Consider the following 17,538-nt stretch of genomic DNA (forward strand, 5'->3'; position numbering starts at 1 on the left):
TCTTCGGCGTTGTAAGGTTAAGCCTCACGGTTCATTAGTACCGGTTAGCTCAACGCATCGCTGCGCTTACACACCCGGCCTATCAACGTCGTCGTCTTCAACGTTCCTTCAGGAGACTTTAAGTCTCAGGGAGAACTCATCTCGGGGCAAGTTTCGTGCTTAGATGCTTTCAGCACTTATCTCTTCCGCATTTAGCTACCGGGCAGTGCCATTGGCATGACAACCCGAACACCAGTGATGCGTCCACTCCGGTCCTCTCGTACTAGGAGCAGCCCCCCTCAGTTCTCCAGCGCCCACGGCAGATAGGGACCGAACTGTCTCACGACGTTCTAAACCCAGCTCGCGTACCACTTTAAATGGCGAACAGCCATACCCTTGGGACCTACTTCAGCCCCAGGATGTGATGAGCCGACATCGAGGTGCCAAACACCGCCGTCGATATGAACTCTTGGGCGGTATCAGCCTGTTATCCCCGGAGTACCTTTTATCCGTTGAGCGATGGCCCTTCCATTCAGAACCACCGGATCACTATGACCTGCTTTCGCACCTGCTCGCGCCGTCACGCTCGCAGTCAAGCCAGCTTATGCCATTGCACTAACCTCCTGATGTCCGACCAGGATTAGCTGACCTTCGTGCTCCTCCGTTACGCTTTAGGAGGAGACCGCCCCAGTCAAACTACCCACCAGACACTGTCCGCAACCCGGTTCACGGGTCCACGTTAGAACATCAAACATTAAAGGGTGGTATTTCAAGGTCGGCTCCACGCAGACTGGCGTCCACGCTTCAAAGCCTCCCACCTATCCTACACATCAAGGCTCAGTGTTCAGTGTCAAGCTATAGTAAAGGTTCACGGGGTCTTTCCGTCTTGCCGCGGGTACACTGCATCTTCACAGCGAGTTCAATTTCACTGAGTCTCGGGTGGAGACAGCCTGGCCATCATTACGCCATTCGTGCAGGTCGGAACTTACCCGACAAGGAATTTCGCTACCTTAGGACCGTTATAGTTACGGCCGCCGTTTACCGGGGCTTCGATCAGGAGCTTCGCTTGCGCTGACCCCATCAATTAACCTTCCGGCACCGGGCAGGCGTCACACCGTATACGTCCACTTTCGTGTTTGCACAGTGCTGTGTTTTTAATAAACAGTTGCAGCCAGCTGGTATCTTCGACTGGTTTCAGCTCCGTGAGCAAGTCACTTCACCTACGCACCAGCGTGCCTTCTCCCGAAGTTACGGCACCATTTTGCCTAGTTCCTTCACCCGAGTTCTCTCAAGCGCCTTGGTATTCTCTACCTGACCACCTGTGTCGGTTTGGGGTACGATTTCGTGTTACCTGATGCTTAGAGGCTTTTCCTGGAAGCAGGGCATTTGTCACTTCAGCACCGTGGTGCCTCGTCATCACGCCTCAGTGTTAAAAACAACCGGATTTACCTGGTCGTTCCACCTGCACGCTTAAACCGGGACAACCGTCGCCCGGCCGACATAGCCTTCTCCGTCCCCCCTTCGCAGTAACACCAAGTACAGGAATATTAACCTGTTTCCCATCGACTACGCCTTTCGGCCTCGCCTTAGGGGTCGACTCACCCTGCCCCGATTAACGTTGGACAGGAACCCTTGGTCTTCCGGCGAGCGGGCTTTTCACCCGCTTTATCGTTACTTATGTCAGCATTCGCACTTCTGATACCTCCAGCATGCCTCACGACACACCTTCAACGGCTTACAGAACGCTCCCCTACCCAACAACGCATAAGCGTCGCTGCCGCAGCTTCGGTGCATGGTTTAGCCCCGTTACATCTTCCGCGCAGGCCGACTCGACCAGTGAGCTATTACGCTTTCTTTAAATGATGGCTGCTTCTAAGCCAACATCCTGGCTGTCTGGGCCTTCCCACATCGTTTCCCACTTAACCATGACTTTGGGACCTTAGCTGGCGGTCTGGGTTGTTTCCCTCTTCACGACGGACGTTAGCACCCGCCGTGTGTCTCCCGTGATAACATTCTCCGGTATTCGTAGTTTGCATCGGGTTGGTAAGCCGGGATGGCCCCCTAGCCGAAACAGTGCTCTACCCCCGGAGATGAATTCACGAGGCGCTACCTAAATAGCTTTCGGGGAGAACCAGCTATCTCCCGGTTTGATTGGCCTTTCACCCCCAGCCACAGGTCATCCGCTAATTTTTCAACATTAGTCGGTTCGGTCCTCCAGTTAGTGTTACCCAACCTTCAACCTGCCCATGGCTAGATCACCGGGTTTCGGGTCTATACCCTGCAACTTAACGCCCAGTTAAGACTCGGTTTCCCTTCGGCTCCCCTATACGGTTAACCTTGCTACAGAATATAAGTCGCTGACCCATTATACAAAAGGTACGCAGTCACCCCATTAATGAGGCTCCCACTGCTTGTACGTACACGGTTTCAGGTTCTCTTTCACTCCCCTCGCCGGGGTTCTTTTCGCCTTTCCCTCACGGTACTGGTTCACTATCGGTCAGTCAGGAGTATTTAGCCTTGGAGGATGGTCCCCCCATATTCAGACAGGATACCACGTGTCCCGCCCTACTCTTCGAGCTCACAGCATGTGCATCTTCGTGTACGGGGCTTTCACCCTGTATCGCGCGACTTTCCAGACGCTTCCACTGACACACAAACTGATTCAGGCTCTGGGCTGTTCCCCGTTCGCTCGCCGCTACTGGGGGAATCTCGGTTGATTTCTTTTCCTCGGGGTACTTAGATGTTTCAGTTCCCCCGGTTCGCTTCACAGCACTATGGATTCATGCTGTGATGATGCACCTGAGTGCACCGGGTTTCCCCATTCGGACATCGCCGGCTATAACGGTTCATATCACCTTACCGGCGCTTTTCGCAGATTAGCACGTCCTTCATCGCCTCTGACTGCCAGGGCATCCACCGTGTACGCTTAGTCGCTTAACCTCACAACCCGAAGATGTTTCTTACGCATCATCACGTTGCGAAAATTTGAGAGACTCACGGAACAGTTCGCACTGCTCCGCGTTTCAATTTTCAGCTTGATCCAGATTTTTAAAGAGCAAAACTTCGCAGCACACACAGAATGTGTACTCTGAAGTTTTCTTGTACCGAACAGTAAAGGATGGTGGAGCTATGCGGGATCGAACCGCAGACCTCCTGCGTGCAAAGCAGGCGCTCTCCCAGCTGAGCTATAGCCCCATCGTAGTCAAACCTCATGAACCGGAATTTCTGGTGAGGCAGGGCGAGGTGGCACGAAGCATACTGAAGTATGCGAGTGTCGCCGCAACGCAGCATCAGCAGAAATTTGGTAGGCCTGAGTGGACTTGAACCACCGACCTCACCCTTATCAGGGGTGCGCTCTAACCACCTGAGCTACAAGCCTGCAGAGATTTTTTACTGCTCGTTTTTCATCAGACAATCTGTGTGGGCACTGCAGGGGCAGGTTCTTTCAGGTAAGGAGGTGATCCAACCGCAGGTTCCCCTACGGTTACCTTGTTACGACTTCACCCCAGTCATGAATCACAAAGTGGTAAGCGCCCTCCCGGAGGTTAAGCTACCTACTTCTTTTGCAACCCACTCCCATGGTGTGACGGGCGGTGTGTACAAGGCCCGGGAACGTATTCACCGTGACATTCTGATTCACGATTACTAGCGATTCCGACTTCATGGAGTCGAGTTGCAGACTCCAATCCGGACTACGACGCACTTTATGAGGTCCGCTTGCTCTCGCGAGGTCGCTTCTCTTTGTATGCGCCATTGTAGCACGTGTGTAGCCCTGGTCGTAAGGGCCATGATGACTTGACGTCATCCCCACCTTCCTCCAGTTTATCACTGGCAGTCTCCTTTGAGTTCCCGGCCGGACCGCTGGCAACAAAGGATAAGGGTTGCGCTCGTTGCGGGACTTAACCCAACATTTCACAACACGAGCTGACGACAGCCATGCAGCACCTGTCTCACAGTTCCCGAAGGCACCCCGGCATCTCTGCCAGGTTCTGTGGATGTCAAGACCAGGTAAGGTTCTTCGCGTTGCATCGAATTAAACCACATGCTCCACCGCTTGTGCGGGCCCCCGTCAATTCATTTGAGTTTTAACCTTGCGGCCGTACTCCCCAGGCGGTCGACTTAACGCGTTAGCTCCGGAAGCCACGCCTCAAGGGCACAACCTCCAAGTCGACATCGTTTACGGCGTGGACTACCAGGGTATCTAATCCTGTTTGCTCCCCACGCTTTCGCACCTGAGCGTCAGTCTTCGTCCAGGAGGCCGCCTTCGCCACCGGTATTCCTCCAGATCTCTACGCATTTCACCGCTACACCTGGAATTCTACCTCCCTCTACGAGACTCAAGCCTGCCAGTTTCGAATGCAGTTCCCAGGTTGAGCCCGGGGATTTCACATCCGACTTGACAGACCGCCTGCGTGCGCTTTACGCCCAGTAATTCCGATTAACGCTTGCACCCTCCGTATTACCGCGGCTGCTGGCACGGAGTTAGCCGGTGCTTCTTCTGCGGGTAACGTCAATGAAAATGGTTATTAACCATTCCCCCTTCCTCCCCGCTGAAAGTACTTTACAACCCGAAGGCCTTCTTCATACACGCGGCATGGCTGCATCAGGCTTGCGCCCATTGTGCAATATTCCCCACTGCTGCCTCCCGTAGGAGTCTGGACCGTGTCTCAGTTCCAGTGTGGCTGGTCATCCTCTCAGACCAGCTAGGGATCGTCGCCTAGGTGAGCCTTTACCCCACCTACTAGCTAATCCCATCTGGGCACATCTGATGGCAAGAGGCCCGAAGGTCCCCCTCTTTGGTCTTGCGACGTTATGCGGTATTAGCTACCGTTTCCAGTAGTTATCCCCCTCCATCAGGCAGTTTCCCAGACTTTACTCACCCGTCCGCCACTCGTCAGCGAAGCAGCAAGCTGCTTCCTGTTACCGTCCGACTTGCATGTGTTAGGCCTGCCGCCAGCGTTCAATCTGAGCCATGATCAAACTCTTCAATTTAAGTTTGATGCTCACTGAATTAAACTTCGTAATGAATTACGTGTTCACCCGTGAGACTTGGTATTCATTTAGCGTCTTGCGACGTTCAAGAATCCATATCCCCTGAGTGCCCACACAGATTGTCTGATAAATTGTTAAAGAGCAGTGCCGCCTCGCTTTTCGCTGCGGCGCGGGGTGTGCATATTACGCTTTCCCGCCGTGAAGTCAACTGATTATTTTCAGAATTCTTCACCTGACAGGCCGGTGTGTCTGCCGTTGTGCCGTGTCAGTGGAGGCGCATTATAGGGAGTTAATTCCGGCTGACAAGCATAAAATTCAAAAAAGTTATCGTTCGCTCAATTTTCATTCGCAATGCCCGTTAAACCGCCATCTTGCCGTTTAACTGAGCAATTTCACGGGCAAAATTAGCAACATGCAGCCAATCGGTATAGACAACTTCTTTCGTCGGATTCGTTTCACCGCCGGTCATCTTCATAATTAACTGAATCATCAAACGGTCATACCAGCGGTAGCGCGGGTAACGCAGCGCACCAGCAAACACCGCACATTGATCCGGCTGCCATGGTGACGAAAGCAAAAACTTACGCGTATAACTATTCGTTTGTGGGGAACTCTTCTCGGGCTTGCGAGCCACCAGGTTGACGGAATAGAACGCGCTCGGCAGCGCATTAAGTTTTTGCTGATGCTTTTTCACAAAGCTCGCCAGCGCCGGATGGAAATGCCCATAGCGAATAGATGCGCCAATCACCACGCGATCGTAGTTATCCCACTCAATGTCCGGCGTGCGGTTCAGGTTCACCACATCGGCGTGCACACCAAGCTCTTTAAGTTCGGAAGCCAGATAAGAAGCAATCTCGCGCGTTTGTCCATCGCGGGTGGAAAATAGAATCAATGTTTTCACGTCAAGCTCCCTTACTCGCGCCAGAAGGTGGGGGTAAACAACACCAGCAGGGTGAAGACCTCAAGACGACCAAATAGCATATTGCCGATGAGGACCCACTTCGCCACCGGATTCATGCTCGCAAAGTTGTCCGCCACAACCCCCAGCCCCGGCCCCAGGTTATTAAGTGTGGCGACTACCGAGGCAAAAGCGGAAAAATCATCAACGCCAGTGGCGATAATTGCCAGCATGCTGACGATGAACACCAGCGCGTAGGCAGAGAAGAATCCCCACACCGCTTCGAGGATACGTTCCGGTAGCGCGCGCTGGCCAAGTTTGATGCTGTACACCGCGTTCGGGTGCACCAGGCGTTTCAACTCGCGATTTCCCTGTTTGAACAGCAACAAGATGCGAATCACTTTCAGGCCACCACCGGTCGACCCGGCACAACCGCCGATAAATGCCGAGCACAGTAATAGCACCGGCAAAAACAGCGGCCAACGGGCGATGCTGTCGGTCGTGAACCCAGCGGTTGTCGCCATCGAAACGACCTGGAAGAAAGCCTGGTTGACTGTTGTGACCGCCGACGCGTAAACATCATGGAACCACAGCACCACGGTGCAAATTGCCACCAGCGTCAGTTGCACGCCAATAAACATGCGAAATTCAGGATCGCGCCAGTACACTTTCAGACTTCGCCCGCTCAATAGTGAAAAGTGCAAGCCGTAGTTACAGCCGGATATTAATAAGAAGATAGCAATAATGGTGTTGATGGTCGGGCTGTTGAAATAGCCGACGCTGGCATCGTGCGTGGAGAAACCGCCGATCGCGATAGTCGAGAAACTGTGGCCAATCGCATCAAAAGCAGGCATGCCGGCAAACCACAGCGCCAGTGCACAAGCAACGGTCAAGAGCACATAGATGAGCCACAGCGTTTTCGCCGTTTCCGCGATACGCGGGCGCATTTTGTTATCTTTCAGCGGCCCGGGCATTTCAGCACGATAGAGCTGCATGCCGCCGACACCGAGAATCGGCAAGATAGCCACGGCCAGCACAATGATCCCCATCCCGCCAAACCACTGGAGCATCTGGCGATAAAACAGGATGGCGTGCGGCAGCGAATCCAGCCCCACTAGCGTGGTTGCGCCAGTGGTCGTCAAACCGGAGAAGGATTCAAAAAATGCATCTGTTACCGTCAGGTTGGGGCTTTCGGAAAAGATAAACGGCAGCGCCCCCACGCTACCCAGCACTGTCCAGAACAGCACCACAATCAGAAAGCCTTCGCGGGATTTCAGCTCGCCTTTTTCCCGGCGGTTAGGCCACCACAAAATAGAGCCGATCACTAACGCGGCGAGGAATGTCTGGGTAAATGCACGCCCCGCGCCATCACGGTAAATAAGGGCTACCAGTCCAGGTAAGATCATCGTTCCAGAAAAGAGGATGACCAGCAGTCCAACGATTCGGGTTATGGCGCGAAAATGCATCTCTGCCGCTTCCTTAGGTGTTCAGAAAATCAGGTGGGGAATTATTCTTCAGTTTTTAACAATTGCAATGCGCCACGGCTAAAATCTGCGAGCTTTGCCGAAAACACATCCAGTCTGCTGTGAGGAAGCGCCACGCGTAAATGCACAGCCGCCTGATAATCGCTCGCGACAACCCTCCCCTCGAATTGCCCAAGCAGAGTTTCAACACCCGCCAGCTGTGCATAATCGCAACACAAAGTATATTCGGTTAATGGCATTTTGCGGGTTGTGGCAAGTCGACTTAAGGCTTGCTGCACTCCCCCGCCGTAAGCTTTAACCAGCCCGCCAGTACCGAGCAGCACGCCGCCGTAATAACGCACTACAACCGCCGTGATTTCGCCAACACCGCTGCCCATCAACTGCGCGAGTATCGGTTTGCCTGCGGTGCCCGCCGGTTCGCCATCGTCAGAAAACCCCAACTGCTGCGAATCGTCCGGCGGCCCGGCAACCCAGGCCACACAGTGATGGCGCGCATCCGGGTGTTCAGCCCGCACGGTTTCGACAAACGCCTTTGCCGCGTCCACGCCATCGGTATGGGCTAATAACGTAATAAAGCGGCTCTTTTTGATATCCTCGCTAAAGGTGACCGGAGCCGCCGGTATTAACCAACTTTCCATTACGCCAGCTTCTGATCCCGCGTCATGTTCTCAATGCTGTTCTCGTGAATGACAACGTTATCTTCAATGCGAATACCACCGAACGGTTTCAGCGCTTCAATTTTCTGCCAGTTGAAGTGCTTGCCGAGCGGGCCATCGCGCCACGGCGCCAACAGCGATTCGATAAAATAGATACCCGGTTCAATGGTCAACACCATGCGCGGCTGGACCACACGCGTGCAGCGCAAGTAGGGGTATTTCGACGGCGCAGCCAGGTGCGTACCGGTGTCATCCTGCATAAAGCCCGCGACATCGTGCACCTGTAAACCGAGCGGGTGACCAATGCCGTGCGGCATAAATGGCCCGGTGATGTCCTGCTCGACCATCGCTTCTTCGCTGATATCGGTGATGATTTGGTGGCGACGCAACAGCTTAGCGATACGTTGATGGAACTGAATATGGTACTCAACGTAGTTAACGCCCGCTTTCATGGTGGCGATCAGCGCTAACTGCTCTTCATTTACGTCTTTCACCAACTGCGCATAATCGGTGTCGCTGTTTGCCGCCCAGGTACGCGTCAGGTCAGCGGCATAACCGTTATATTCCGCGCCAGCATCAAGCAGGAAACTGCGCATTTCCGCCGGCGCGCGGTGATCGAGTTTGGTGTAATGCAGCACGGCCGCGTGTTCGTTGAGCGCCACGATATTGCCATACGGCACATCGGTATCGCGGTGACCGGTGGCGGTCAGGTACGCCAGGTTGATGTCGAACTCGCTCATGCCGGACTGGAAAGCCTCATGCGCCGCGCGATGACCAATAACCGCGGTCTTCTGCGCTTCACGCATGCACGCCAGCTCATAATCGGTTTTGTAGGCACGGTAATAATGCAGGTAATCGATCACCCCTTTCGGGTTGATGTTACTTGCCGCGATATCGAGGCCGAGAGCGCGTTCAGCAACCGGCCCAATATAAGCGATGTTATTGCGCGCGGCGGGCAGCAAGCTTCCGATGCCATCGGCTTTCGGCAGCGCAATCACTTCGACTTCTTCGGTCCAGAAGGAGGTCGGCAGCGGCTCGACGTTATGCCAGTAGTCCACCGGCAGATAGAACCACAACTTCGGTTTGTTGACACCATCGACCAGCAGCCAGCAGTTCGGCACTTGCGTCACCGGCACCCAGGCTTTGAATTGCGGGTTCACTTTAAACGGGTAAGCGTGGTCGTCGAGAAAGACATTAAACAGCTCGCCGGAGTGAATAAGTAACGCGTCGAGCTTGAAGCGCGCCAGCACGTCACGGGTGCGCTCTTGCAACGTAACGATATGATTTTTATAAAGTGCTGCCAGTGAGTCCATCGTTTTTCCTTCTGTTTCTTGTGACCTCAAGTTTCCGCATCTTAGCACACCTGCTTACGGCTGGGTGATTTCCGCTGAGCGTGATCCGCTCAGCATTTTCTTAATGAGTTATTTGCATTTTATTAACATAAAAACCACACTCCGATTCATCTGGTACGACCAGATCACTGCTGGATTCAGGAGACTGACATGCTCTACAAAGGCAATAACCTGTACCTCAACTGGCTTGAAGATGGCATCGCGGAATTGGTATTTGATGCACCTGGCTCAGTTAACAAGCTTGATACCGCCACAGTCGCCAGTCTCGGTGAGGCGCTGGATGTGCTGGAAACGCAATCAGATTTAAAAGGGCTGCTGCTGCGCTCAGAAAAAGCGGCCTTTATTGTCGGTGCCGATATCACCGAATTCCTTTCGCTGTTCATGGTGCCTGAAGAGCAACTGAGCCAGTGGCTGCATTTCGCCAACAGCGTCTTTAACCGGCTGGAAGATTTACCGGTGCCAACCCTCTCTGCGGTTAACGGTTACGCCCTTGGCGGCGGGTGCGAATGCGTGCTGGCTACAGATTATCGCCTGGCGACGCCTGATCTGCGCATTGGCCTGCCGGAAACGAAACTCGGCATCATGCCTGGTTTTGGCGGTTCGGTGCGTATGCCGCGCCTGCTTGGGGCTGATAGCGCGCTGGAAATTATCGCCGCCGGGAAAGATGTGGACGCAGAACAGGCGCTGAAGATTGGTCTGATCGATGGCATCGTGAAGCCGGAAAAACTGCGCGATGGCGCGGTTGCCATTCTGCGCCAGGCGATCAATGGCGATCTCGACTGGAAAGCGAAGCGCCAGCCAAAACTGGAACCGCTGAAACTCAGCAAAATTGAAGCCGCCATGAGTTTTACTATCGTCAAAGGCATGGTGATGCAAACCGCGGGCAAACATTACCCGGCGCCGATCACGGCGGTGAAAACCATTGAGGCCGCCGCGAAATTTGGCCGTGACGACGCACTGAAGCTGGAAAACCAGAGCTTTGTTCCGCTGGCGCACAGCAATGAAGCCCGCGCGCTGGTCGGCATCTTTTTGAATGATCAGTACGTCAAAGGCAAGGCGAAGAAACTCACCAAAAATATCGATACCCCGAAACAGGCGGCGGTGCTCGGCGCGGGCATTATGGGCGGCGGCATTGCTTACCAGTCGGCGTGGAAAGGTGTGCCGGTATTAATGAAAGATATCAATGAGAAGTCGCTTAGCCTTGGCATCAATGAAGCGGGCAAGCTGCTGAATAAACAGCTTGAGCGCGGCAAGATCGATGGTCTGAAACTGGCGAGTGTGATTGCAACTATTCAGCCGACACTGGAATACGCTGGTTTTGATCGCGTCGATGTTGTTGTCGAAGCGGTCGTCGAAAATCCGAAAGTGAAAAAAGCAGTGCTGGCGGAAACAGAAGACAAAGTGCGACCGGATACGGTACTGGCATCCAACACCTCGACGATTCCTATCAGCGAACTGGCGAGCGTGTTGAAACGCCCGGAGAACTTCTGCGGTATGCACTTCTTTAACCCGGTGCACCGCATGCCGCTGGTTGAAGTGATCCGTGGCGAGAAAACTTCTGATGAAACTCTCGCTAAAGTGGTGGCCTGGGCGAGCAAAATGGGCAAAACGCCGATTGTGGTGAATGACTGCCCCGGCTTCTTTGTTAACCGCGTGCTGTTCCCCTACTTCGCCGCTTTCAGCCAGTTGCTGCGCGACGGCGCGGATTTCCGCAAAGTCGACAAAGTGATGGAGAAACAGTTTGGCTGGCCGATGGGCCCGGCCTATCTGCTCGACGTTGTCGGCATTGATACCGCGCATCACGCCCAAGCGGTGATGGCCGCCGGTTTCCCGCAGCGTATGCAAAAAGATTATCGCGACGCGATCGACGCGCTGTTTGAGGCCAACCGTTTTGGGCAGAAAAACGGCCTCGGTTTCTGGCGCTACAAAGAAGATAGCAAAGGCAAACCGAAGAAAGAGGAAGACAGCGCCGTTGACGGCCTGTTGGGCGAAATCAGCCAAGACAAACGAGATTTCACCGACGATGAAATCATCGCACGCATGATGATCCCAATGGTCAACGAAGTCGTGCGTTGTCTGGAAGAAGGGATTATCGCCAGCCCTGCTGAAGCAGATATGGCGCTGGTGTATGGGCTGGGCTTCCCGCCATTCCACGGCGGCGCGTTCCGCTGGCTGGATACCCTCGGCAGCGCGAAATACCTCGATATGGCGCAGCAGTATCAGCACCTCGGTCCGCTGTATGAAGTCCCGGCCGGGTTACGTGAAAAGGCGCGTCACAACGCGCCTTATTATCCTGCGGTTGAACCTGCGCGCCCAGTGGGCGATTTGAAAACGGCTTAAGGAGTCACAATGGAACAGGTTGTCATTGTCGATGCAGTGCGTACCCCGATGGGCCGTTCAAAAGGTGGCGCGTTCCGCCATGTGCGAGCAGAAGATCTCTCCGCCCATTTGATGCGAAGCCTGCTGGCGCGTAACCCCGCACTGGAAGCGACCGCTATCGACGACATTTATTGGGGCTGCGTGCAGCAGACGCTGGAGCAGGGTTTCAACATTGCCCGCAACGCCGCGCTGCTGGCGGAGATCCCGCACTCTGTGCCAGCTGTCACGGTGAACCGCCTGTGCGGTTCGTCAATGCAGGCCTTGCATGACGCGGCGCGAATGATCATGACCGGCGATGCACAGGTTTGCCTTGTCGGCGGGGTTGAACATATGGGTCACGTGCCGATGAGCCACGGCGTCGATTTCCATCCTGGAATGAGCCGCAACGTCGCCAAAGCGGCAGGCATGATGGGGCTGACCGCCGAAATGCTGTCGCGCATGCACGGTATCAGCCGTGAAATGCAGGATGCTTTCGCCGCCCGCTCTCATGCACGGGCCTGGGCCGCGACGCAATCTGGTGCATTCAAAGGGGAAATTATCCCAACAGGCGGACATGATGCCGACGGCGTGTTGAAACAGTTCAATTATGACGAAGTGATCCGCCCGGAAACCACGGTCGAGGCGCTGTCGACGCTGCGACCGGCGTTTGATCCGGTAAGCGGGACAGTCACTGCCGGGACATCCTCGGCGCTGTCGGATGGCGCATCCGCCATGCTGGTGATGAGCGAAAGTCGCGCCCGCGAGCTGGGCTTAACGCCGCGAGCACGCATTCGTTCGATGGCGGTGGTTGGCTGCGATCCGTCGATTATGGGTTATGGCCCGGTTCCGGCGTCGCAGCTGGCGTTGAAAAAAGCCGGGCTGACCGCCAGCGATATCGATCTGTTTGAGATGAATGAAGCCTTTGCCGCGCAGATCCTGCCGTGCATTAAAGATCTGGGGCTGATGGAGCAGATCGACGAGAAGATCAACCTCAACGGCGGCGCGATCGCGCTGGGTCACCCGCTGGGCTGCTCCGGCACGCGTATCAGCACGACGCTTCTGAACCTGATGGAACGTAAAGACGCGCAATTAGGTTTGGCGACGATGTGTATCGGTTTAGGTCAGGGGATCGCCACGGTGTTTGAGCGCGTATAACCCTTTAACGAATCTAACTGATTTATTTATCTCAAAGCCATGTGTTCCAGAGCAAGGCGGCAACTGAGTGAATCCCCGGGAGCATAGATAAACTATGTGACCGGGGTGAATGAAGGCAGCCAACACAGCTATGGGACGCCTGGCAAAGAGAGAGAATTTAGTTGCCGTTCTTCCCGCCTGTCAGGGGCGGGTTTTTTATTAAATAAATGCAAATGCATCGCCGAACAGACGATCCTCGCGCGCACCGCGCTCATTGCAGAACAGATCACGGGCGATTTTCGCCATCTCAAAACGGCCAGCGATATAGATATCATGCTCGGCAAGCGAACCGAAATCCTGAAGCACTGCCGCCAGCACCGTACCTGAACGACCACGCCAGTCATCCTCCGGCTGCTCAACGACCGGCACCACGCGCAGGTTCTGATGATCGACAGACAGCGCTTCAAGCTCGGCCAAATCGTAAAGGTGCTTCTCTTCGCGACCGCCCCAGTAAATGGTGATTTCACGGTTCGGATTTTGCGCCAGCGACGTCAACAGGATCGAGCGCGCATAGGAGAAACCGGTACCACCCGCGATCAGCACCATCGGGCGCTCTTCGTCATCGCGCAGCCAGGCGTCGCCATGAGGAATATCAATCACGATTTCCCGATCTTTCAGGATACGGTCCATCACGGCCATAGCGTAAAGATTCAGCTCGGACGCGCCAATATGCAGCTCAATAAAATCACGCTGATCCGGCGTGGAAGCCATCGAGAAGGGACGCTTATCTCGCTCATCCATCACCACCATTAAGTACTGGCCAGCGCGAAATGAAAAAGCCGCTTCCGGCACTAAACGGACGCGATATACGGTATCAGTGATGGCATCTACCGAGGTCACTTTACAGCTTAAGGTTGTCATGCGCTCTCTCTGTCGGGTCTATTTTCAGCATTGAATATGGCCAGTTCATCCCAGATAGCGTCGATTCTCGCCGTTACATCGGGATCCTTCTTAATTGGGCGACCCCATTCACGCTGGGTTTCGCCGGGCCATTTATTGGTGGCATCCAGTCCCATTTTTGAACCAAGGCCGGATACCGGCGAGGCAAAATCCAAATAATCGATTGGCGTGTTCTCCACCAGCACGGTATCCCGCGCAGGATCCATACGGGTGGTGATCGCCCAAATAACATCATTCCAGTCGCGAGCGTTAATGTCGTCATCGCACACGATCACAAACTTGGTATACATAAACTGGCGCAGGAAAGACCAGACGCCCATCATCACGCGCTTGGCGTGGCCTGCGTACTGCTTCTTCATAGTGACTACCGCCAGACGGTAAGAACAGCCTTCCGGCGGCAGATAGAAATCAACAATTTCCGGGAACTGCTTTTGCAGAATCGGCACGAACACTTCGTTCAGCGCCACACCCAACACTGCGGGTTCATCCGGCGGCCGCCCGGTATAAGTGGAGTGATAAATCGCATCTTCGCGCTGCGTAATATGGGTAACGGTAAACACCGGGAAGTTATCGATTTCATTGTAATAACCGGTATGGTCGCCATACGGCCCTTCCGGCGCCATTTCGCCCGGCTCAATATAGCCTTCAAGCACAATTTCCGCACTGGCGGGCACTTCAAGATCGTTTGAAATGCATTTCACCACTTCAGTTTTCGTACCGCGTAGCAGCCCGGCGAAAGCGTATTCGGAAAGCGTGTCCGGCACCGGCGTGACCGCGCCAAGAATGGTAGCCGGATCGGCCCCCAGCGCCACGGCAACCGGGAAACGCTCGCCCGGATGTGCCGCTTGCCACTCCTGAAAATCAAGTGCGCCGCCACGATGGGAAAGCCAGCGCATAATTAATTTGTTCTTACCTATCAGCTGTTGGCGGTAAATCCCCAGGTTTTGCCGCTCTTTATGTGGCCCGCGGGTGACCGTCAAACCCCAAGTGATCAGCGGCGCGGCATCTTCCGGCCAGCATTGCATAATCGGGATTTTGTTGAGATCGACGTCGTCACCTTGCACCACTTTTTGCTGGCAGGGCGCGCCACGTAGCCGTTTTGTCGGCATGTTCAGCACTTGCTTGAACTGAGGGAGTTTATCGAAGAGATCGCGGAAGCCTTTTGGCGGCTCGGGCTCTTTCAGGAAGGCCAGCAGTTTGCCGACTTCACGCAGCGCACTGACATCGTCCTGCCCCATGCCCAGCGCGACACGGCGCGGCGTACCGAATAAATTACACAACACCGGCATCGCATAACCTTTCGGATTTTCAAACAACAATGCCGGGCCACCCGCACGCAGTGTGCGATCGGCTATTTCCGTCATTTCCAGGTAGGGATCCACCGGAAGCGCGATGCGTTTTAGCTCGCCCTGTTGCTCAAGTAGTGTCAGAAAGTCGCGAAGATCGTTGTATTTCATGCGGTGTATTATCGCCTCCAGATAAGCGCTTTATTATACGGTGTTCGTCCTGAGCTTGCTGTATTTTTGTTAAATCCGCGTGAATTACAACGACGCGAGTGAGTGGGAGTTATAATCAACTTAGCCATCAAGCTGCGGTTTTGGTATTCTTGCGGCCGAACTTACGGAAAAGAGTCATTATGCAATCCTGGTATCTACTCTACTGCAAACGAGGCCAGCTCCAGCGCGCCCAGGAACACCTGGAACGCCAATCTGTAAGCTGCCTCACGCCAATGATCGCATTGGAAAAAATCGTTCGCGGCAAGCGGACGACGGTGAGTGAGCCTCTCTTCCCAAACTACTTGTTTGTGGAATTTGATCCCGAGGTCATTCACACCACGACCATTAACGCCACGCGAGGTGTCAGCCACTTTGTGCGTTTTGGCATGCATCCGGCAAGCGTGCCTTATTCGGTTATCGATCAGCTCGCCACCTGGCAGCCGGAAGGGATTACCGATCCGGATACGCCCTACCCCGGCGATGATGTCATCATTACGGAAGGTGCGCTTGAAGGTTTGCAAGCCATCTTTAAAGAGCCGGATGGCGAAGCGCGCTCGATGCTGCTGCTGCATCTGCTCAATAAACAGGTGCTGCAAAGCGTCAAAAATACCGACTTCCGCAAAGCCTGACATTCACGTTAAAAAATCAATACCAAACAACCGCTTCACATTTTGATCGGTTACCGCGCCCAGCCAGTAGGGATCTTCACCCCGTAGCCCGGCGACAGTGGCAAGAATATGTGCCAACCATGCGGGTTCATTACGCCGGGATGCCGGTTTCGGTTTAAGATCGCGCGGCAATAGATAAGGCGCATCGGTTTCAATCAATAACCGCTCAGCGGGAATCAATGGCACCACTTCACGCAGCGCCTGCCCGCGACGTTCATCGCAAACCCAACCCGTAATGCCAAGATAAAGCCCGCGTTGAGCGTACTCTGTGGCTTCCTGCGCCGAACCGGTAAAACAGTGCAACACCGCGCCGGGCAATCTATCCAGCCACGGATCCAGCAGCGCCAGGAAACGCTCGTGAGCATCACGGCAGTGCAGAAAAACAGGCATGTTCAGTTCAGCCGCCAGCGCCAGTTGCGCGTTAAAAGCATATTCCTGCTCCTGCGGCGTGGAGAAATTGCGATTGAAATCCAGTCCGCATTCACCCATCGCCACGACCTGCGGCGTCGCCGCCAGGGCGCGAATAGATTGCGCCGTTTCAGCAGTCCAGCCGCTGCTGTCGTGAGGATGCACCCCGGCGGTAGACCAGCAGTGAGAATAGCGTTGCGCCAATTGTTGTGCCTGCTGGCTTTCGTGCAGGTTGGTGCCGGTTATCAGCATTCCCGCAACGCCCGCCGCTTGCGCGCGCTTCACAATCTCATCCCGGTCTTTAGCGAACTGGGAACTGGTCAGATTCACACCAATATCAAACATGCTTTTCCCCATACAACAACCGCCCTGACGGGCGGCTGGTAATTACTCTTCGCTGGTTTCTGTTTCGTTTTCTTCGTCCGGAATGCGCCGCTTGCCCACGTAAAAGCGGGCAAAGAAAACCCCGACTTCAAACAGGCAGTACATCGGGATCGCCAGCAGTGTTTGCGAGAACACATCCGGCGGGGTCAGCAACATACCGACGACAAACGCGCCGACCAACACATACGGGCGCTTTTGCCGCAGGTCGGCTGGCGTCGTGACGCCCATCCAGCACAGCAGCACAATAGCCACCGGCACTTCGAACGAGACACCAAAGGCCATAAACAGCGCCATCACGAAACTGAGGTAGCTCGCAATGTCAGTGGAAACCTGGACGCCTTCCGGCGCGGTATTTGCCAGGAAGCCAAACGCCAGCGGGAACACCACGAAATAGGCGAAGGCCATGCCGATGTAAAACAGCAGCGAGCTGGAAACCAGCAACGGCACAACCAGACGGCGTTCGTGCTTATACAGCGCCGGAGCGACAAAAGCCCACACCTGATACAGAACGACCGGCGCAGACAGGATCAGCGACACCATAAAGGTCAGTTTGATCGGCGTGAAAAATGGTGATGCCACGTCGGTGGCGATCATCGTTGCGCCCAGCGGCATCTGTTTGATCAGCGGCGCGGAGACCAGCTGGTAAATATCATTCGCGAAGTAGACCAGCGCGAGAAAAATCACCATCACGGCGATAATGCAGTTCAGCAGACGCTTACGCAGCTCAATAAGGTGTGCGATCAGCGGTTGGGTATCGTCTACAGCCATG

The 17,538-nt window shown here is 54.6% G+C and carries 11 protein-coding genes, 2 tRNA genes and 2 rRNA genes; 3 read left to right on the forward strand and 12 right to left on the reverse strand.

Translation table 11 applies throughout. The features are described from left to right. Positions 1 to 13: 13 nt before the first annotated feature. The 8 genes from AAEY27_RS21035 to pepQ form a co-directional block, all read right to left on the reverse strand. Positions 14 to 2,919 (reverse strand): 23S ribosomal RNA (locus tag AAEY27_RS21035). A 179-nt stretch (positions 2,920 to 3,098) separates the two neighbouring features. Next, positions 3,099 to 3,174: transfer RNA gene (locus AAEY27_RS21040), tRNA-Ala, on the reverse strand. A 107-nt stretch (positions 3,175 to 3,281) separates the two neighbouring features. Beyond that, a tRNA-Ile gene (locus tag AAEY27_RS21045) sits at positions 3,282 to 3,358 on the reverse strand. Between the two features lie 71 nt (positions 3,359 to 3,429). Further along, a 16S ribosomal RNA gene (locus AAEY27_RS21050) occupies positions 3,430 to 4,971 on the reverse strand. Together the 16S and 23S rRNA genes with 2 tRNA genes alongside form the textbook arrangement of a ribosomal RNA operon. 358 nt (positions 4,972 to 5,329) lie before the next feature. Then, positions 5,330 to 5,872 (reverse strand): menaquinone-dependent protoporphyrinogen IX dehydrogenase, encoded by a 543-nt coding sequence (gene hemG / locus AAEY27_RS21055; RefSeq protein WP_342322709.1) that lies wholly within the window; start codon positions 5,870 to 5,872, stop codon positions 5,330 to 5,332. 11 nt (positions 5,873 to 5,883) lie between these two features. Next, entirely contained in the window at positions 5,884 to 7,335 is a 1,452-nt protein-coding gene (gene trkH, locus AAEY27_RS21060) for a Trk system potassium transporter TrkH (RefSeq protein WP_342322710.1), read from the reverse strand. Between the two features lie 41 nt (positions 7,336 to 7,376). Beyond that, positions 7,377 to 7,991, reverse strand: a complete 615-nt coding sequence (locus tag AAEY27_RS21065; RefSeq protein ID WP_342322711.1) for an IMPACT family protein — start codon at positions 7,989 to 7,991, stop codon at positions 7,377 to 7,379. After that, a complete protein-coding gene (gene pepQ / locus AAEY27_RS21070) occupies positions 7,991 to 9,322 on the reverse strand; it encodes a Xaa-Pro dipeptidase (protein WP_342322712.1) in 1,332 nt (443 codons plus the stop codon). Before pepQ ends, AAEY27_RS21065 begins: the two co-directional genes overlap by 1 nt. 189 nt (positions 9,323 to 9,511) lie before the next feature. Here pepQ and fadB point away from each other — a divergent pair, with 189 nt between their 5' ends. Continuing rightward, positions 9,512 to 11,701, forward strand: coding sequence for a fatty acid oxidation complex subunit alpha FadB (fadB, locus tag AAEY27_RS21075; protein WP_342322713.1), 2,190 nt, complete (start codon positions 9,512 to 9,514; stop codon positions 11,699 to 11,701). Between the two features lie 9 nt (positions 11,702 to 11,710). Next, positions 11,711 to 12,874, forward strand: coding sequence for an acetyl-CoA C-acyltransferase FadA (gene fadA / locus AAEY27_RS21080; RefSeq protein ID WP_342322714.1), 1,164 nt, complete (start codon positions 11,711 to 11,713; stop codon positions 12,872 to 12,874). Between the two features lie 198 nt (positions 12,875 to 13,072). On the opposite strand, the gene fre is transcribed toward fadA, so the two are convergent. After that, complete coding sequence (fre, locus tag AAEY27_RS21085) at positions 13,073 to 13,774, reverse strand: NAD(P)H-flavin reductase (protein WP_342322715.1); 702 nt, start codon at positions 13,772 to 13,774, stop codon at positions 13,073 to 13,075. Next, positions 13,771 to 15,279 (reverse strand): 4-hydroxy-3-polyprenylbenzoate decarboxylase, encoded by a 1,509-nt coding sequence (gene ubiD / locus AAEY27_RS21090; protein WP_342325666.1) that lies wholly within the window; start codon positions 15,277 to 15,279, stop codon positions 13,771 to 13,773. Before ubiD ends, fre begins: the two co-directional genes overlap by 4 nt. A 170-nt stretch (positions 15,280 to 15,449) precedes the next feature. Here ubiD and rfaH point away from each other — a divergent pair, with 170 nt between their 5' ends. Then, positions 15,450 to 15,938, forward strand: a complete 489-nt coding sequence (gene rfaH / locus AAEY27_RS21095; RefSeq protein ID WP_342322716.1) for a transcription/translation regulatory transformer protein RfaH — start codon at positions 15,450 to 15,452, stop codon at positions 15,936 to 15,938. A gap of 3 nt (positions 15,939 to 15,941) precedes the next feature. Here the strand turns inward: rfaH and tatD are convergent, their stop codons facing one another. Together tatD and tatC are read right to left on the reverse strand one after the other, a co-directional pair. After that, a complete protein-coding gene (tatD, locus tag AAEY27_RS21100) occupies positions 15,942 to 16,730 on the reverse strand; it encodes a 3'-5' ssDNA/RNA exonuclease TatD (protein WP_342322717.1) in 789 nt (262 codons plus the stop codon). 42 nt (positions 16,731 to 16,772) lie between these two features. Further along, a complete protein-coding gene (gene tatC / locus AAEY27_RS21105) occupies positions 16,773 to 17,537 on the reverse strand; it encodes a Sec-independent protein translocase subunit TatC (protein WP_342322718.1) in 765 nt (254 codons plus the stop codon). Position 17,538: the final 1 nt, after the last annotated feature.

The organism is Kosakonia sp. BYX6 (assembly GCF_038449125.1).
GTDB lineage: Bacteria > Pseudomonadota > Gammaproteobacteria > Enterobacterales > Enterobacteriaceae > Kosakonia > Kosakonia calanthes.